Annotated in this window: 15 protein-coding genes; 1 reads left to right on the top strand and 14 read right to left on the bottom strand. The window is 61.1% G+C overall.

What is annotated here, in order from left to right:
- Nucleotides 1-92 precede the first annotated feature (92 nt).
- The 9 genes from iolE to WDZ78_RS21445 form a co-directional block, all read right to left on the bottom strand.
- Nucleotides 93-1001: a myo-inosose-2 dehydratase gene (gene iolE / locus WDZ78_RS21485; RefSeq protein WP_425674194.1), complete on the bottom strand. Its 909-nt coding sequence runs from the start codon at nt 999-1001 to the stop codon at nt 93-95.
- A gap of 1 nt (nt 1002) precedes the next feature.
- Nucleotides 1003-2829: a 3D-(3,5/4)-trihydroxycyclohexane-1,2-dione acylhydrolase (decyclizing) gene (iolD, locus tag WDZ78_RS21480; protein WP_425674193.1), complete on the bottom strand. Its 1827-nt coding sequence runs from the start codon at nt 2827-2829 to the stop codon at nt 1003-1005.
- Entirely contained in the window at nt 2826-4742 is a 1917-nt protein-coding gene (locus WDZ78_RS21475) for a bifunctional 5-dehydro-2-deoxygluconokinase/5-dehydro-2-deoxyphosphogluconate aldolase (RefSeq protein ID WP_080864515.1), read from the bottom strand. The genes iolD and WDZ78_RS21475 overlap by 4 nt, the downstream gene beginning before the upstream one ends.
- A gap of 203 nt (nt 4743-4945) precedes the next feature.
- Nucleotides 4946-5761 carry a MurR/RpiR family transcriptional regulator gene (locus tag WDZ78_RS21470; protein ID WP_020809640.1) on the bottom strand — a complete coding sequence of 272 codons (816 nt, stop codon included), beginning with the start codon at nt 5759-5761 and terminating at the stop codon, nt 4946-4948.
- Nucleotides 5762-5929: 168 nt separating this feature from the next.
- Nucleotides 5930-6646, bottom strand: a complete 717-nt coding sequence (locus tag WDZ78_RS21465; RefSeq protein WP_425674191.1) for an ABC transporter ATP-binding protein — start codon at nt 6644-6646, stop codon at nt 5930-5932.
- Entirely contained in the window at nt 6627-7391 is a 765-nt protein-coding gene (locus tag WDZ78_RS21460; protein WP_425674190.1) for an ABC transporter ATP-binding protein, read from the bottom strand. Before WDZ78_RS21460 ends, WDZ78_RS21465 begins: the two co-directional genes overlap by 20 nt.
- A complete protein-coding gene (locus WDZ78_RS21455; RefSeq protein WP_425674189.1) occupies nt 7388-8395 on the bottom strand; it encodes a branched-chain amino acid ABC transporter permease in 1008 nt (335 codons plus the stop codon). Before WDZ78_RS21455 ends, WDZ78_RS21460 begins: the two co-directional genes overlap by 4 nt.
- A gap of 1 nt (nt 8396) precedes the next feature.
- Nucleotides 8397-9260 carry a branched-chain amino acid ABC transporter permease gene (locus WDZ78_RS21450; protein ID WP_425674188.1) on the bottom strand — a complete coding sequence of 288 codons (864 nt, stop codon included), beginning with the start codon at nt 9258-9260 and terminating at the stop codon, nt 8397-8399.
- An 88-nt stretch (nt 9261-9348) separates the two neighbouring features.
- Nucleotides 9349-10521, bottom strand: a complete 1173-nt coding sequence (locus WDZ78_RS21445; protein WP_425674187.1) for an ABC transporter substrate-binding protein — start codon at nt 10519-10521, stop codon at nt 9349-9351.
- 378 nt (nt 10522-10899) lie between these two features.
- Here WDZ78_RS21445 and WDZ78_RS21440 point away from each other — a divergent pair, with 378 nt between their 5' ends.
- Nucleotides 10900-11271 carry a hypothetical protein gene (locus WDZ78_RS21440; RefSeq protein ID WP_425674186.1) on the top strand — a complete coding sequence of 124 codons (372 nt, stop codon included), beginning with the start codon at nt 10900-10902 and terminating at the stop codon, nt 11269-11271.
- A gap of 27 nt (nt 11272-11298) precedes the next feature.
- Here WDZ78_RS21440 and WDZ78_RS21435 read toward each other — a convergent pair whose 3' ends face one another.
- The 5 genes from WDZ78_RS21435 to WDZ78_RS21415 all read right to left on the bottom strand — a co-directional run bounded on the left by WDZ78_RS21435 (nt 11299) and on the right by WDZ78_RS21415 (nt 18302).
- Complete coding sequence (locus tag WDZ78_RS21435; protein ID WP_425674185.1) at nt 11299-13032, bottom strand: M14 family metallopeptidase; 1734 nt, start codon at nt 13030-13032, stop codon at nt 11299-11301.
- 5 nt (nt 13033-13037) lie between these two features.
- Complete coding sequence (locus WDZ78_RS21430; RefSeq protein ID WP_004430999.1) at nt 13038-13886, bottom strand: ABC transporter permease; 849 nt, start codon at nt 13884-13886, stop codon at nt 13038-13040.
- A 6-nt stretch (nt 13887-13892) separates the two neighbouring features.
- The gene (locus WDZ78_RS21425) at nt 13893-14816 is read right to left on the bottom strand and encodes an ABC transporter permease (RefSeq protein WP_003505487.1); all 924 of its coding nucleotides are present in this window, start codon (nt 14814-14816) and stop codon (nt 13893-13895) included.
- A gap of 88 nt (nt 14817-14904) precedes the next feature.
- Complete coding sequence (locus tag WDZ78_RS21420; protein ID WP_425674184.1) at nt 14905-16440, bottom strand: ABC transporter substrate-binding protein; 1536 nt, start codon at nt 16438-16440, stop codon at nt 14905-14907.
- A 41-nt stretch (nt 16441-16481) separates the two neighbouring features.
- The gene (locus tag WDZ78_RS21415; protein WP_425674183.1) at nt 16482-18302 is read right to left on the bottom strand and encodes an ABC transporter ATP-binding protein; all 1821 of its coding nucleotides are present in this window, start codon (nt 18300-18302) and stop codon (nt 16482-16484) included.
- Between the last annotated feature and the right edge of the window lie 72 nt (nt 18303-18374).

Raw genomic sequence — 18374 nt, 5'->3', positions numbered from 1 at the left:
GGTGTTCCTTTTTGGTCAGTCGTAAAATTTATCGGGCGGCTGTTCCGACGTTCCCTCATCCCTGTCCCGGGGAACAGGAATGAGGAAAGGCTTCAGGCAGCCTCAGCCTTGTCCAGCCCCGCCTCGCGCGCAAACGCCTTCAGCGATTTCAGTCCAAGGCTCTGATATTCGAACGGGTTGCGCACATCAGGATCCTGTTCTGCCTCGATGACCAGCCAGCCGCTGTAATTATGCTCGGCCGCCACTTTCAGCACCGGCGGGAAGTTCACGCCGCCTTCGCTATCACCCGGCACGGTGAACACGCCGCGGCGAACGCCTTCAAGGAAGGAAAGCCGCTCGCCCCGTACCTGATCAGCAATGGCAGCGCGCACGTTCTTGGCATGGATATGGCCGACGCGACCCATGTATTTCTGCGCGACGCGCACGGGATCGCCACCGCCGAACAGGCAATGGCCGGTATCGAGCAGCAGGTGAGTCTTCGGACCCGTGTGTTTCATCAAGAGGTCGATCTCCTCTTCGCTCTCCACCACCGTTCCCATGTGGTGATGATAAACGAGGGTGATGCCCTGTTCGGCGGCAAAGGCGGCCAGCGCTTCGACACCGGCGCCGAACGACGCCCAGTCCTCGGTCGCAAGGCGCGGACGGTCGACCAGCGCCTTCCCGTCATCGCCGTGGATGGCGTTGGAGGTCTCGCAGACGATGATGACCTTCGAGCCCATGGCCTTCAAGAGATCAAGCGCCGGCTGCATGGCCTTCTTTTCGGATTCGATGTCGTCGGTCAGAAGGTTCAGCGAATGCCAGCCGGAGACGAAAGAGAGGCCGCGCGGCGAAAGCACGCCCTTCAGGCCTTCCGGGTCGGTCGGGAACTTGTGGCCCTTCTCGATGCCGTCGAAGCCGATTTTGGCGGTTTCATCAAGGCACTGTTCGAGGCTGATATGCGCACCCAGCGTGCGGTCGTCGTCGTTCGACCAGGCGATCGGGTTGGTTCCGTAACGGATCATCTTACTGTCTTTCCTTGACATGGTTTTCATAACGGGCGCGGGCCGGGCCGATTTCGGCGCGGTCGGACACTTCGGGCACCGCGACATCCCACCAGTGACCGCCGGCCTGCGGCGTCGGATAGGGGTCGGTATCGATGACGATCACGGTCGTGCGGGTGGATTCCCGGGCGCTGGCGAGCGCTGCTTCCAGCTCGGAAATGGTGGAGACCTTGCGAGCATCCGCCCCCATCGAGCCGGCATGGGCCACGAAATCGATGGCGATCGGGTTGACGTTGGTGTGGGCGTAGAGATTGTTGAACTCCGCGCCGCCGGTTTCCATCTGCAGCCGGTTGATGCAGCCGTAACCCCTGTTGTCGGTGATGACGAGCGTGATCTTGACGCCCATGGCGACCGATGTGGCAAGCTCGGAATTCATCATCATATAGGAGCCGTCGCCGACCATGACGATGACGTCCCGGTCCGGTTCCGCCATCTTGATGCCGAGGCCGCCCGCCACTTCATAACCCATGCAGGAGAAGCCGTATTCCATGTGATAGGAGAGCGGCAGCTTGGATTTCCACAGCTGGTGAAGCTCGCCCGGCATGGTGCCGGCCGCGCACATGACGACGGTATTGTCACGCGACTGGCGCTGCACCGCGCCGATGACCTGCATGTCTGTCGGCAGGCTGTTGGCGTTGTCCTCGCCCGGCGCCGCCGTATCGGCATCGGCCTTTTCGAACCATGCAGCCTTGAGACCGGCATCCGGCGCCGCGAAACGGTGGCTGCCGAGGGCGGCCGACAGTTTTTCAAGCCCGATCTTCGCATCCGCCGTCAGGCTGATCGCATCATGCTTGGCGCTGTCATAGGGCTGAACGTTGAGCGCAAGAATTTTACGGTTCGGGTTCTTGAACAGCGCCCAGGAGCCGGTGGTGAAATCCTGAAAGCGGGTGCCGACGCCGAAGACCAGATCGGCCGTTTCACTGATGATATTGGCGCATTCCGCACCGGTGACGCCGACCGGGCCGAAATTGAGATCGTGATCCCAGGCAAGCGCCGATTTACCGGCCTGCGTTTCGACGACCGGAATGGAATGGGTTTCGGCAAAGCGCTTCAGCGTTTCGGTTGCGCCGGCAAAATGCACGCCGCCGCCGGCAACGATGATGGGGTGCTTGGCCGCCTTGAGCGCAGCGACGGCCTCTTCGAATTCCACCACATCCGGTTCAGGGCGGCGCTGACGCCAGACCCGCTTTTCGAAGAAACTTTCAGGGTAATCATAGGCTTCAGCCTGCACATCCTGGCAGAAGGCCAGCGTGACCGGGCCGCAATCGGCCGGGTCCGTCATGGTGCGCATGGCGCGGGGCAGGGCTGTCAGCAACTGTTCCGGCCGCATGATGCGGTCGAAATAACGGCTGACCGGACGGAAGCAGTCATTCACCGTCATGGTGCCGTCGCCGAAATCTTCCAGCTGCTGCAGCACGGGGTCTGGGCCGCGATTGGCGAAGACATCGCCGGGGATCAAGAGCACCGGCAGGCGGTTGACATGCGCGAGCGCTGCCGCCGTCACCATGTTCGCCGCACCGGGGCCGATGGAGGAAGTGACCGCCATGGCGCGGCGGCGGCGCAGCTGCTTGGTATAGGCAATGGCCGCATGGGCCATGGATTGCTCGTTCTGGCCGCGATAGGTCGGCAGCTCGTCCCTGATGCCATAAAGCGCTTCGCCGATGCCGGCGACATTGCCATGGCCGAAAATGGCCCACATGCCGGCGATATAGGTTTCGCCATGTTCATTCATCTGCGCCGCCAGGTAACGAACCATGGCCTGCGCAGCCGTCAATCTGATTGTCTTCACGCTGCCTCTCCCTTTTTGGCGCGCGCCTCATCCCAAATACGGCACAGGCTGGTGTAACGCTGCGCCATATCCCTGACCGCATCCTCATCGGTCATCTTGCCGGAAAGCCAGCCGCGGGCGGCGTCGGCAAATATCGTGCGGCCAACGGCGAAACCTTTGACCAGATCGAAACCGGCGGCAAGACGGAAGCTTTCTTCCAGCTCGCTTTGCGGCGCGTCGAGGCCGAGAACGACGATGCCACGCACATAAGGATCGTTGCGATGCACGGCGTCGCAGGCGTTCTTCCACGCGGCACGGGTCTTCATCGGCTCAAGCTTCCACCAGTCAGGATAGACGCCGATCTCGTAAAAGCGCTCGATGATGCGGGCGGCGGTCAAATCGTCGGTCGGGCCAACCTTGGAGGGAATGACCTCCAGCAGCATTTCCAGCCGGTTGCGACGTGCCGCCTCGAACAGGCGCATCACGGTCTCTTCCTGTGCGGCGCGCATCTCCTCGGTATCATCGGGGTGATAGAAACACAGAACCTTGACGACATTTTCAAGCGGCCATTCCGAAAGGCCGCCGAAATCCTTGCCGAGATCGGGTTCCAGCGTCAGCGGGCGCGAGCCCGGCCATTCCACCGGACGGCCGATCCACAAGCCGGAGCCGCTGGCGGCAAACAGCGCATCGCGGCCAAGACGGCCATCGCAGAGAATACCATAACCCGCCTCACCGCCGGCAACCTGCTGTGCGGCCTGAAGGCAGAGCTTCTTGAAGGCGCCGATCTGCTCGTGCTTGACGCCAAGCTCGTCGGCGATCGCCTCCAGCTGCATGCGGTGATCGAAGGCGAAGACGCGCATCGTCTCCCAGTCGCCCTTGCGGTTGGTGGACCAGTGCACCTGCTCCAGCGCTTCGTCCTTGCGCAGCGCCCTGTTGCGGATGCCCGCCTTGAAGAAATATTGCAGTTCTTCCCAGCTTGGATAGGCCGGGGTGCAGCCGTGACGGGAGACGGCGAAAGCGCCGCAGGCATTGGCGTATTTCAGCGTCGTCGGCCAGTCCTCGCCGCGCAGCCAGCCGCGGAACAGCCCGGCCATGAAACCGTCACCGGCACCCAGAACATTGAAGACCTCGATCGGGAAACCTTCGCCCGTCTCGCCATCATCGAGGCTATCGGGAATAGCGCCGGTGAAGACGACGGCGCCCATCGGTCCGCGCTTGCACACCAGCGTCGCATTCGAGACCTTGCGCACGGCGTTGAGTGCCGTGAGCGTATCTGTGGAGCCGCCGGCGATGTGGAACTCCTCTTCCGTGCCGACAATCAGGTCGAAGAGATGCAGGGTGGATTGCAGCTTGGCGGTAACCTTCTGCGATTCCACGAAACGGCTTTCGCCATCGCCATGGCCGGCCACACCCCAGAGATTGGGGCGGTAATCGATATCGAGCGCGGTCTTTGCGCCATTTTCACGGGCGAGTTTCAGTGCTTTCAGCACTGCCGCTTCCGTTTTCGGATGCGACAGATGCGTGCCGGTGGCGCAGATGCAGCCTGCCTCGGCGATGAAAGCGGGATCGATATCGTCTTCGCTGAGCGCCATGTCGGCACAGTTTTCACGATAGAAGATCAGCGGGAACTGGTTCTGGTCACGAATGCCGAGCAGCACCAGCGCGGTCAGCCGCTCCGGGTCCGTCTTCACGCCGCGCACATCGACCCCTTCGCGCACCAGCTGTTCGCGGATGAAGCGGCCCATATGCTCGTCACCGACGCGGGTGATGACGGCGCTGTTGAGCCCCAGGCGCGCCGCGCCGGCGGCGATGTTTGTGGGCGAGCCGCCGATATATTTGGCAAAGGAGGCCATGTCCTCCAGACGGCCGCCAACCTGCGAGCCGTATAGATCGACAGACGAGCGCCCGATCGTGATGAGATCAAGTTTTTTCAAAAGGTTCCTCCTTAGCACCGCGCTTTTGCGCGGTGTGCCTCATGGTGTCGGGCGGATCAGGCAATCATGCCGCCACCTATCGCCATCCCGTTTCGGTGAGCCTCCTCCGCTCACATATCCCGTCACGAGACGGACGATTATGGAACGCCCGTTTCATGGATTTGGATCATAAATTCTATTTTTTCCGTTTTCAATAAAAATATTCAGGCCGTCTTGCGTGTTCCCACAGCAACCGCCAGCGTGATGGCGAGACAGAGCGTGGCGGAAAGCGAGCGGAACGCGCCGAAATCGATCTCCGTCACGGTCAGCAGCGTCGCACCTGACTTTCGGAGCGGATTGACGGCGGAATCGGAAAGCGCCACGACCGGAATGCCGTTGGCGCGGGCATTTTCCGCAAGTTCCAGCGTTTCCGCGGAGTAGGGGGAAAAGGTGATCGCGATCAGGGCGTCGTCGCGGGAAATGGCGCTGATATTGCCGAGCCCGCCGACGGCGCTGTGCAGAACCGCCGGCACCTTCATCTTCTCGAAGGCATAGGCCAGATAGCTGGCAATGGGAAAAGAGCGCCGCAAACCGATGATATGCACGGTGCGCGCTTTTGCCAGTGCAGAAACCGCCTCGTCAAGCTGCCGCGTATCGACCGATTTCAGCAGCATTTCCAGCGAGGAACGGCCGGCTTCCACAAATTCCGCCAGCAGGCCGGAGGCGCTTTCATCGCCCTTTTCACGCAGATGGTCGAGCCGCGTGGCATAATCCGGCCAGCCGCCGACATAGGAATCGCGAAACAGGCGTTGCATTTCCGAAAAGCCGGAAAAACCCATGATCTGGCAGAAGCGCATGAAGGCCGAAGGCTGCACACCGGCGCCTTCGGCCATTTCGGCGACGGTGGAAACGGCGATGCGATCCTGATTGGAAGCGACATAATCGGCGCATTGCCGCAATCGTTTCGGCAAACCCTCCGCGACCTGGAGCAGCCGCTCCTCAAAAGCCTTTACGGAGTCTGGCGCCTCGATTGCCGTCATTGTCATTCCCTCATGCAGACTGAAATCGTGTGCACTTTAACTGCAATGGAATTTTTATTCCATTGGGTTTTTCGAGGTATGAGTGATGGACGGGATTTGGGGCAGGAATGGGCAGCATACTCTCCTCATTCCTGTGACAAGCACAGGAATGAGGGTGGTGAGGGGGACTCAGTGCAGCCCGCCAACCCCAAGATGCGTATCGATAATACCAGGGTTCTCTGCAAGTTCGCTTGATGGCCCTTCCCAGACGATGCGGCCGCGTTCCATGATGATGGCGTGGTCGGCGAAGTCGATGGCCATCTGGATGCGCTGTTCGACAAGAAGAATGGTCATTTCGCCGGATTGGGCGAGCTTGGAGAAGGCTGCCATCAGTTCTTCGCAGATGACGGGGGCGAGGCCTTCGAGCGGTTCGTCAAGCAGCAGCACGCGCGGCTGGCCGAGAATGGTGCGGGCGGTGGAAAGCATCTGCTGTTCGCCGCCGGAGAGCTGCGAGCCAAGATTGCGGCGGCGTTCCTTCAGGCGTGGAAACAGCGTGTAGGCTTCCTCGATGGCCGATTTCGGCCTGTCTTTGAGGCCGACGAAGAGGTTTTCCTCAACCGTCAGTGTGGGGAAGACATCGCGGGTCTGCGGCACGTAACCGAGACCGGCTTTGGCGCGGGCGGCACTCGGCAGGGTGGCGATATCCTGTCCGCCGAGGCGGATATCGCCGGCGAAGCGTTTCGTCTGGCCGGCCAGTGTGGCGAAGAGGCTGGTCTTGCCGACGCCGTTGCGGCCAAGCACGGCAAAACGCGAGCCCGACGGCACGGAAAGCGACAGGCCCTCGATGACCCTTGTCGGGCCGTAACCGGCGGTGAGGTTGGTGATTTCAAGCGGCGCTGCGGGCATCGGCGTAACTTCCCAGATAGGCTTGGCGGACTTGCGCATTGCTGGTCACTTCATCCGGCGAACCGTCGAAGATGACCGCGCCTGCGGCGAGCACCACCACACGTTTGGCGAAACGGAAGACCAGATCCATGTCGTGTTCGATCATCAATATGGCGAGATCGGCCGGCAGCCGGTCGAGCGCCTGTTCGATGCGCGCCGTCTCCGTGGAAGGCACACCGGCGGCCGGTTCGTCCAGCAGCAGGATTTTCGGGCGGAGCGCCATGGCGAGCGCGATCTCGATCAGACGCTGCTGGCCATAGGCGATTTCGCGCACCCGGGTTTCGGCAAGGCCAAGCAGACCCAGCGTGCCGAGAATGTCGCGCGCTTCGCTCATCACCGAGGGCATGGCGCGGTATCGGCCGAAGATCCGGCCCGTCTTGCCTTCACGCTGGAGAATAGCGAGGGCCACATGTTCCTCCGGCGTCATGTCCTGAAACAGCCGGGTGACCTGGAAGGAACGGACGAGGCCGCGCTTTACCCGCTGGCTGGAACTGAGGCCTGTCACGTCCTCACCGGCGATGCGTACTGTGCCCGCCGAGGGCTTGACGTTGCCGGTGACGAGATTGACGAAGGTTGTCTTGCCGGCGCCATTGGGGCCGATCAGCACCGTGCGGTCTCCCGGCGAAAGCGACAGCGAGACATTATTGGTGACGACGAGGCCGCCGAAATTTTTCTGCAGGCCGGAGACTTCGAAAATGGCGTTCATTTGCGGCCTCCGCGGATGCGCATGATGATCTGTTCACCCGCGCCATAAAGCCCGCGCGGCGCAAAAAGCACGACGGCAATCAGCAGCAGGCCGACAATGGTGAGCCAGTGGAACGGGTTGGCGGCGGAAACCACATCCTCGAACCACATGAAGGTGACGGTGCCGATCAGCGCGCCGTAAAGCGAACCCGCGCCGCCGAGCACCAGCATGACCAGCCCTTCGGCAGAGAGTGTGAAGCTGAGGCTGTCGAGACCGACGACCTGGGTGGAGATGGCGTTCAGCGCGCCGCCGATACCGGCCACGATGCCTGATATGACGAACATCTTCAAAATAGTGCCGTTGACCGAACCGCCCATGGCCTGAATTCGGATGCTGTCCTGCTTGACGCCGCGGCACAACATGCCGAACGGCGAATTGACCACCACCTTGAGGGCGAGGAAGACGAGAAGCAGCAGACAGACGCCATAGATATAGGCGGTGCGGCCGAAAAGATCGAATTCGAAAGTGCCGAACAGGGCGTCGGGGGAGACGCCCGATAGCCCGTCGCTGCCGCCGGTCCAGCCGGAGGCCTTGTTGGCGGCTTCGTGGAACAGGTGGATGACGGCGATGGAGAGAACGAGCTGCGGCAGGCCGTGGGCGCGCAGCAGAACGGTGCCGGAGACCAGCCCGGCCACACCGCCCGCCGCCGCGCCGATGGCGGTCATCAGCAGCGGATCGGTGATCTCGAAATGGGCCGCGGCAATGCCGGCGGCATAGGCGCCCGCGCCGAAGAGTGCGGCATGGCCAAGTGTCGCGACGCCGCAATAACCGGTGACGAGATCGATCGACAGCACCAGCAGCGCGATGGCGATGATGCGGGTGAGCAGCGCCAGATTATCCGGAAACAGATAATAACCGGCGACAGCGGCGGCGATGATGAGGAGCGGCCCTGCGAGCGCGCGCAGCGGCGAACGCGTCTTCGGGATTTCTGCCGTTTCAGTCACGTCGTTCATGAGCACCGCCATCTCATTTCGCCCTTCCGAGAAGGCCGCGCGGGAACAGCGTGATGATCACGATGACCGCCAGGTAAAAGAAGAATTCGCCATATTCGGGGGCGAGATACCGCCCGGTCGTGTCGATCGCGCCAAGCAGCAGACAGGCGATCAGCGCGCCGGGAATGGAACCCGCGCCGCCAACCGAGACCACCACGAGGAAGGTGACCATGTAGCGCAGCGCATAATAGGGTTCGACCGGCAAAAGTTCCGCGCCGATGACGCCGCCCATGGCGGCTAGGCCGACGGCGATGGCGAAGCTGACGGCATAGATGATCTCGGTGCGAACGCCGAGTGCGGCGGCCATGGCGGCATTATCGACAGCCGCGCGCAGCTTGATGCCGAAGGCCGTTTTTTCGAAGGTGAACCACAATGCGCCGGCAACAGCCAGACCGCAGGCGATGGCGAAGATTCGATGCGTGGCGATGGTGCGGAAGCCGAGATCGGTGGGGCCGGCCAGCTGCTGCGGCAAGGGTATGGTCTTCAGTGTGGGACCGAAAACGAAATTGGCGATGCCGATGATGCAGAAGGTGATGCCGATGGTCATCAGCACCTGTGTCAGCTCCGGCGCGCCATAGATGCGGCGATAGAGGAAACGTTCGAGCGGAATGGCGATGACGATGGTGCCGACAATGGCGACGATGATCGCCACGGCGTAACCGAGGCCGAGGCCGTGGGCGGCGTAGGAGGCGAGATAACCGCCGATCATGGCGAAGGCGCCATGTGCCAGATTGACCACCCGCATCAGCCCCATCGTCACCGAAAGGCCGATGGAGATGATGAACAGGACCATGCCATAGGCAAGCGCATCGACAAGGATGCTGAAGACCGTCTGCATGCTGAAAAACCCTCCCGGTGCTGCAATGCCCATCCGGGCCGGAGACGGGCCGCTACTGGCGGCCCGACAACGTCGTCAAAGCTGTCGTTTACTTCGCGGCGGCGAGGCCCGGATCGCCCTGTTTTTCGAAGGTCTGGACTTCCTTGTTGTAATAGGCGCCGTCATCAGCCTTGGCCACTTCGCGCAGATAGATGTTCTGCGTGATATGGCGGCTTTCCGGATCGATGCTGACAGGGCCGCGCGGGCTTGTCCAGGAAAGACCCTTCACCGCGTCCACTGCCTTTTCAGCATCCTGCTTGCCGCCGGTGGCCTCGATCATCTTACTGATGACATACATGCCGTCAAAGGCGCCGACGGAAGGGAAGGACAGCTCCTTCGGATTGCCGATCGCCTTGGTGGCGGCTTCCACGAAGGTCTTGTTTTCAGGCGAATCATGCGAGACGGCGTAATGGAAGGTCGTCTGCATGCCGAGTGCGGCTTCGCCAAGCGCCGGCAGGTCGGATTCCTGCGTCAGATCGCCCGGTGCGAAGAGCTTGACACCTGAAGATTTCAGGCCGTTATCGTTGAAAGCCTTGACGAAACCGAGCGTCGTCGGGCCCGATGGCAGGAAGGCGAAGACGCCTTGAGCGCCGGAATCCTTCACGCGCTGCATGATCGGGCTGAAATCATTGGTGGAAAGCGGCATGCGGATGGTTTCCACCACTTCGCCGCCAGCGGCCGTAAAGGCGGCCTTGAAGGCATTTTCCGCATCGACGCCCGGGCCGTAATCGCTGACCAGTGAAATGACCTTCTTCACGCCGCCATCAAACGCCACCTTGGCGATGGGGGTAGAGGTCTGCCAGGTGGTGAACGAGGTGCGCACCACATAGGGGCTCTTGGTCACGATGGCCGAAGTGGCGGCATTCATGATGACCATCGGCACATTGCCCTGCTTCAGAAGCGGCGTAACCGCCATGGCGTCGGGGGTGAAATAGAAGCCGGCGAGATATTGCACGCCTTCCTTAACCACCAGTTCCTGCGCCAGCGCCTTGGACTGCGCCGGATCGGCCTGCGGCACATCGCGATAGACGACCTCGACCGTGTCATCGCCGACCTTGTTGCCGTGAAGGGCGAACCAGGCATCGATGCCGGCCTTGAAGTTCTTGCCCTGCAACGCGAAGGGGCCGGAGAACGGACCGACCACGCCGACCTTGATGGTCTCGGCATAAGCGGCAGTACTGAAGCAGATGGCCGCGATGGCGGCGGTGATCCGTAATTTCATGAATTCCTCCCAATTGATCCGTGGCTCCCATCCACCGATCCAGGCTGCCAGATTGATGAGTGCGGTGGCCAAAGTAAAATGAAATAAGGGGGGTGATAAATAACCTGACGGTTATCAATACCCGTCCCGCAGGGTTTGTCTCATGCGAGATCGCACAATAGTGATCATCCCGTGATTCTCAATGTATAGCGCCGCCCCAGCCATCACGACCGGGTGTTTTCGCGGCACGTGGTATCGAAATGCTTCGTCATGAAAACCAGCTTTTGTGACATATTTCGAAAATGACGGTCATACCCGCGCAAGCCTCGTGCCTTAACCAGTTCTAAGGGGATTGTTTGTAGCCTCGCGAAGCATATTGTGAACTTTATTTGGTGTCTGATGGGCGAATATCAAAATAGAGTTGTTGAGTTGATGCGAGATCGCGTTGGCGAAAGTATACTCAACAATAAGATCGAGCGCCGCGAAGCATTTCTTCGCAAGGCGCTGACGCTGTATCACGTCATGGGCGGAGACGCGCAAGGCATGCACGCTGCGGTGGAGGATGTGGTCAACCTGCAAAAGCCGAGTGTCGATGTCGCTATTGGCGACGTAGTGCATGAACTGGCAGCAATCGGTCACGTTGCCGATCTCGATATTATTCAGGCCGGGTACAACAAGCTTGACGCCGCTAATTTGCATATTGTGAGCAAGGGCAAGAGGCTTTTGCAGAAGCAGCGGGACCAAAAACTCGCCGGCACGGTGGGAAAATAGGCCGCCCATCGAGGGCGGCCTGCAATATCAGGCCACTTCCCCGACGAGAATCTCCTGCCATGCCTCATAGGCGGAGAGAACCGTTTCCATCTGCGCCGTGTGGCCGGTGATGAAATCGTCGCCATAGATCGTTTCATCGGGATATTCGGTGATCAGCGTCATCGGCACGGTGTGGCGGTCGTCGATGGAGGACAGGCACGGAAAGCCGTTGATGATGCGGAAACCGGTTTCGCCGGCATGGGTCTCGTAAAGTGCGATCTGGCGGTTGTTGTAATCGAGCAGGCCGGGAATGGCGCCAAGATGGCGGGTCACCCGGTCGAGCAGGGCTTCGGCCTGGCTTTCCCAGTCCGCATGGTGGCGGATGATGAGGAAAAAGCCCTTCGGCAGCGTCCACATGGCGAAATTGCGCGGTACATAACCGGAAAGTGGCCGGGTCCATTCATGCGAGGGATAACCGTGCAGGTTCACATGCAGGCTGGCGCCGCTCATCTCCTGCGCCTTGAAGCGGATTTCCTTCTCGTTGATATGGCTGCCGGAATTTTCCTGCGTGCGATATTCGAGATCGTCGCCAAGCGCCGTGTAACGCGCCGCATGGTGCATATGGCGGGGATTATCGACGCGCAACCGCTGGTGCAGCGCGTAACCGTCAGGATTTTCCAGCGGCGAAATGGTGAAATGCGCGCCCTTGCGCTCAGCGAGTTTGCGGGCGGCGCGGATGGCGCCGACGATGCCTGTGGTCTCGTTGGGGTGCTGGCCGCCGCTGATCATCACCGCGGCATCGCTGCCGGTGACATAACGGGCGGCAAGAATGCGACCGGAGCGGGAGCGGGCCTCGAAGGCCTCGCCGCCGATATCCGCCAGTAGCGCCGCCAGCTGGCCTGCCGCAACCGGTTCGCTGGCCGTATCGATCGGCTGTTCACGGCCATCGAGAAAAGCGGTGGTGAGCGTGCGGGCCTCGATGCGGACGGAGACTTCACCTTCGCTTTTCACGATTTCCGGCACGATCTGGCCGGGCTTGAGGCCCCGGTCACCCAGCGGCCGGCCGGACTTCTTCTGGAAGAATTCCAGCAGCGAGAAATAGAAATCCTCATGCAGCGCTTCACGCAGGCTGATGACCTCGTCGCCGACGGAGAGGGGCAGATCTTCGGCCGGGTGCGCGACGCGGATGTTCAGCTCTTCGAAATAGGGTTCTTCATCGCCCCAGCCGTGGCTGGCGACGGCATGGATCGCCGCTTTGAACAACCGCTCGTAGTCCGTCTCCAGCCGCTCGCCCGCAGCATCGCCTGCAAGCCGGAACCAGCCGGTGGGCGAGACATTGGTTTCGCCGACGATATCGGCGTGAACCCGGTTTGGGGCGAGAACCTTCAGGGTTTCCTTCTTGCCGTTGCGGCTCAGCGTAACGTCGTAATGGAAGGCGTCGTCCTCGCGGCTGATGAAATCGATCTTCGCATCGCCCACCAGAGCCGCCAGCGGATAGGCTTCCAGCCGGAAGCGGTTGGCGGGTGCATTTGCGTGCACCGGGTAACGCACCTCGATGGTGTCGACGCCGTCCAGATTGATCTCTTCCAGAAAGGTGAAGAGGAGCGGCTTGTAGGCGCTGCGGATGCGGGCGCTGACGCCTTTTTTCTTCAGCCTGTTTTCGGCGTCGCGGCGGCTTTTGGCGTCATCGAAGGTCCATGCCTCGAAGGACTGGCCGGGTTCGGCACTGGCGACAAGAGCATCCAGAGTGCGTCCGAAGGTCTGGTCGAAAATCTGGCTCATCGCTGTTACCTCGAGGTTCTGCCGGTGGGGTCGAGGCTGTCGCGCAGCCAGTCGCCGAGAAGGTTGAGGCCAAGCACCGTCAGAAGGATAGCAAGACCCGGGAAGACGCTGACCCACCATGCTGTCTGCAGATAGGTGCGGCCATCCGCCAGCATGCCGCCCCAGCTCGGAATGGTCGGATCAACGCCGAGGCCGAGGAAGGTGAGGCTGCTTTCCAGCAGGATGTTGTTTGCGACATTCAGCGTCATCAGCACGATGACAGGGCCGATAAGGTTCGGCAGCAGGTGCTGGAGGATGATGCGCCAGTCCTTCACGCCGATGGCGCGAGCGGAAAGGATGAATTCCCGCTCCCGCAGCGTCAGCACCGAGCCGCGTACGAGGCGAGCATATTGCACCCATTGCGAGACGATCAGGAGGATGATGGTGTTGGTGAGGCTGCCGCCGACAATGGCGATGAAGGTGATGGCCAAGAGAATGAAGGGCATGGCGAGCTGGATATCGGCAAAGCGCATGACCAGCATATCCCAGAAGCCGCGATAATAACCGGCGACCAGGCCGACGATCACGCCGAAGACCACGGCCCCGATGACCGAGGTGAAACCGACGAGCAGCGAAATCTTGCCGCCGGCCACGACACGGGCCAGTACGTCACGGCCGAGCGGATCGGTGCCGAGCGGATGGGCGGCGCTAGTAAAGGGCTTGGCAAGGCGCGCCATCAGGTCGATCTTTTCGGCACCGCCCGGAAACAGCACGTCGGAAAGAAGAACGGCAAGGCAGATGACGACGGTAAGCAGGGCGCCGAGGATGAATTCGAGATTGTTGAAGCGCGACAGGCGCGAGGTTTTGGCAGCCATCGTCAATTACTCCGTGCGGATGCGCGGATCGACCAGCCCGTAGGCGATATCGACCAGAAGGTTGATGCCGACGATCATCAGCGACAGCACGGTGATGACGGCCTGAAGCACGGGATAATCGCGCGCGCCCACCGCATCGAAGGCGAGCGTGCCGAGGCCCGGCCAGTTGAAGACACGCTCAATGACGACGATGCCGCCGAGCAGTCCGCCGAATTGCAGGCCGAAATAGGTGATGAGCGGAATGGCGCAGTTGCGCAGCGCGTGTTTGTAGAGAACCTTGCTTTCGCTCAGGCCCTTGGCGCGCGCCACCATGACATATTGCGAGCGCAGTGTATCGAGCATGGCCGTGCGCACCAGACGCACATTGGTGGCTGTCAGGATCACGCCCATGGTGACTGACGGCATGATGTAGCTTGCAAAACCGCCCATGCCGCTGGGCGGCAGCCAGCCGAGCGTGATGGAGAACAAGAGCACCAGCATGGTGGCGAGCCAGAAATTCGGGAAGGACAGGCCGACGAGCGAGAAGATGCGGATCACCTGATCGGCCGTCTTGCCGCGCGAGGTCGCGGCCTTGATGCCGAGCGGGATGGAAAGCGCAATCGACACCGCCATGGAGATGAAGGCGAGAAGCAGCGTCGCGGGCAGGGCATCGGCGATGAGGCGTGAGACCGGTGTGCTGCCAGTGAAGCTGCGGCCGAAATCCAGCGTCACGAGACCCTTCAGGAAGCTGAAATATTGCACGAAGAACGGCCGGTCGGTGCCCAGCGCCGCGCGGATGCGCGCCAGATCGTCTTCCGTCATGCTGCCGCCGCCCTGGAACATGGTGACAGCCGGGTCGCCCGTCAGGCGGATGGCGAAAGAAACGAGAAGGGTGATGGCTATGACGACAAAAATCGCCTGCAGCAATCGCTTGATGAGGAAACCGGCCACGTTTTTTACCTTGCGAGGAAACGGGGAAGAGAAATCCCGCCTTGCCCGCGAGAGGCGGACAAGGCGGCGTGTCAGAGGATCAACCCGCTTATTCGACGGTCACGTCGGTAAGCTTCAGGCGGTTATCCGGCGGCGCGACGAAACCCTTGACCCGCTTGTTGATGCCATAAATGGCATTGGTGTTGTAAAGCGGGATTTCCAGCGCGCGTTCGGCGGTATAGCTGCCGATTTCCTTGAGGATTTTTTCGCGCTCGGCACGGTCGGTCAGCGGACGCTGGGATTCCAGCAGCTTGTCCAGCTTTTCGTCCTTGTCGTAAGGGTTCCACTTTTCACCCGAGTGATACATGGAATAGGCCGTGTTGTCGTAATCGAAGGTCCAGCCGCCCCATTTCTGCTGGAACATCGCGCCGGTCTTGCCCTGCGGGATGATGTCGTTCAGGAGAACGTTGGTTTCATAGGGCTTGATGGTGGCGGTGATGCCGACCATGGAGAGATAGCTGGAAATGACCTGCGCCACCTCGTTCATCGTCGCGTCATTGCCGCGGATATCGATCTGCAGCGCAGCACCTGCCTTGACGCCGGCTTCTGCAAGCAGCTTTTTCGCACCTTCCGGATCGTAAGGTAGCGGCTTCAGATCGGCGTCGTAACCGAAGGACAGCGCGCTCTGGAAGCTTGCGATTTCGGAGGCCTGACCGGCAAGGATCGACTTGACGATGGTGCCACGGTCGACGGCCATGATGATCGCCTTGCGCACCTTCGGATCGGCGGTGATGCCGTCACGGGTGTTGAAGCGCAGCGCATCGACCGTCGGGCCGGGCACACTGACGATCTCAAGCTTGGAATCGCCCTCGATAACCGGGATCATGCCGATCGGGATGGTGGGCGGAATGACGAGATCGACGCGGCCGGCCTGCAACTCGGCAACGGCGGTCGCCGGCTCGGCGATGAAGCGGTATTCCAGTTCGGAAAGCTTTGGCGCGCCGCCCCAGTAATCCGGGTTGGCTTCCAGCTTGATATTGGTCTTCGGCGCGTAGGAAACGAATTTGAATGCGCCGGTGCCGACTGGGTTGAGGTTGAAATTGTCCTCGCCCTTTTCCTTGATATAGGCAGGCGGAACGATCATGCCGCCATAACCGGCAAGCTTGGTCAGCAGCACCGGATCGGGCGCCTTCAGCTTCATGTCGACGGTGTAATCGTCGATAACGTCGACGCTTTCGATGGCGACATAGTTGGAGCGCTGCGGGCCCTTGGCGCCCTGTTCGCCGAGAAGGCGCTCGAAGGTGAACTTGACGGCGGCGGCGTTGAAGGGCTCGCCATTATGGAACTTGACGTTCTGGCGCAGCTTGAAGCGGATGCGTTTGCCTTCATCCAGCTCTTCCCAGGATTCGGCAAGGCCGGGCACGACCTTCAGATCCGGGCCGCGATAGGTCAGGCCGTCGAAGATGTTGGTGGCGACAGCGGCCCATTGCACGAGGAAGGTGTCGATCGGATCCCAGCTGCCCGGGTCCTGCGGGCTGGATATGGTCATCTTGCCGGCGGCAAGAGCCGGTGCGGCGGTGAAGGCCGTGGCGGCCATGGCAAGTGCGACGAACGTTGTCGTCATCCCCTTCTTGATTATTGTCATCTACCTGTTCCTCTTCAGATGGTTGCGGTTCTGGTTGTTATTCAGGCGCTCTTCGCGATGAAGTGGCCCGGATTGATTTCCTCATGGGCGAGAATGGCCGGCTCGTCGCCGACACGGCGCACGGGATTGGGGATTTCGCCCTCGATCATGGCGATGCGGCGCTCGATGGTCGGATCGGCGACCGGCACGGCCGAAAGCAGGCGGCGGGTATAATCATGCGTCGGTGTTTCGAACACCTGCTGGCGGCTGCCCATTTCCATGATCTGGCCGAGATAAAGCACGGCGACGCGGTGGCTCATCTTTTCCACGACAGCCATGTCGTGGCTGATGAAGAGATAGGCGAGCCCGCGTTCGGCCTGCAGGTCCATGAACAGATTGATGATCTGCGCCTGAATGGAGACGTCGAGCGCCGACAGCGCCTCGTCGGCGATGATGAGCTTCGGATCGGAAGCCAGCGCACGGGCAATACAGACACGCTGGCGCTGGCCGCCGGAAAACTCGTGCGGATACCGCGATGCGTGCTCGGAGGAGAGGCCCACACGCTCCAGCAATTCATCCACACGCCGCCTTACGGCCTTCTGATCATTGATCAAGCCATGGGTGTTGATCGGCTCGGCAATCGAAAAACCGACCGTCTTGCGCGGATCGAGCGAGGCGAAGGGGTCCTGGAAGATATATTGCACTTCCTGGCGCATGCGAAAACGTTCCGCCGCCGACATCTGCGAATAGCTGCGGCCGTTGAAGGATATTTCGCCTGACACCGCCGATTGCAGCTGCTGGATGGTGCGGCCGATGGTGGATTTGCCCGACCCGGATTCGCCGACCAGCGCCAGCGTTTCGCCGGCATGAATATCAAAGCTCACCTTCTGCACGGCGCTGCAACGGTGGGTCGCCTTGCCGAACAGGTTCTTGCGGATATCGAAACGGACAAACAGGTCCTTTACCGACAGCAGCGGCTTGGCGTCATATTTCGCGGTGTTTTGCACACGCTCCTCACCAACCACGACCGGCTGGCCGTCCTGCAGCACTGTGAGGGGCAGGCGCTTTGGAAACTCCTCGCCTTCCATGCTGCCGAGGCGCGGAACGGCGGAAAGCAGGGCGCGCGTGTAAGGGTGCTGCGGATTGGCGAAGATATCCTTGACCGGACCTTCCTCCACCTTCTTGCCCTTCCACATGACGACGACGTCGTCGGCCATTTCCGCCACCACACCCATGTCGTGGGTGATGAAGACCATGCCCATGCCGAGCTTCTTCTGCAGGTCGCGCATGATGTTGAGGATCTGCGCCTGAATGGTGACGTCAAGCGCCGTGGTCGGCTCGTCGGCGATCAGAAGCTTCGGCCGGCAGGCGAGCGCCATGGCGATCATCACGCGCTGGCGCATGCCGCCGGAAAGCTGGTGCGGATAACGTTTCAGAAGTTCGGCCGCGTCGGGCAGGCGCACCATTTCGAGGAGTTCCTGCGCCTGCGCCATCGCCGCCTGCTTGCCCATCTTCTCATGCAGGACAAGCACTTCGCAGATCTGGTCGCCGATGGTGAAGACGGGGTTGAGCGAGGTCATCGGCTCCTGGAAGATCATGGCGATCTCCTTGCCGCGGATCGAGCGCATCTCTTTCTGCGAAGCCTTCAGCAAGTCCCTGCCTTCAAACAGGATTTTGCCGGTGGGGTAGGTGGCGCCCATCATGTCGGCAAGGCGCATGGTGGAAAGCGAGGTGACCGATTTTCCCGATCCGGACTCGCCGACGACCGCGACCGTGCGGCCGGGTTCGACGCTGAAGGAGATATCGTCCACGACGCGGCTATTGCCGAACTCGACGCTCAGGCCTTCGACCGAGAGGAGGGCGTTTGCGGGTGCGGCAGTCATGTCAGCGTCTCCGGCGTGGCCTGCGCGGCAAAGCTGGCGCGGCCATGTGAAAATGAGGAAGGGGGAAATGTC

The sequence above is a fragment of the Agrobacterium sp. M50-1 genome (assembly GCF_049843495.1).
Classification (GTDB): Bacteria; Pseudomonadota; Alphaproteobacteria; order Rhizobiales; family Rhizobiaceae; genus Agrobacterium; species Agrobacterium radiobacter.
Note: the sequence above shows the minus strand (reverse complement) of the source record. Positions and strands in the feature narration are given on the sequence as shown.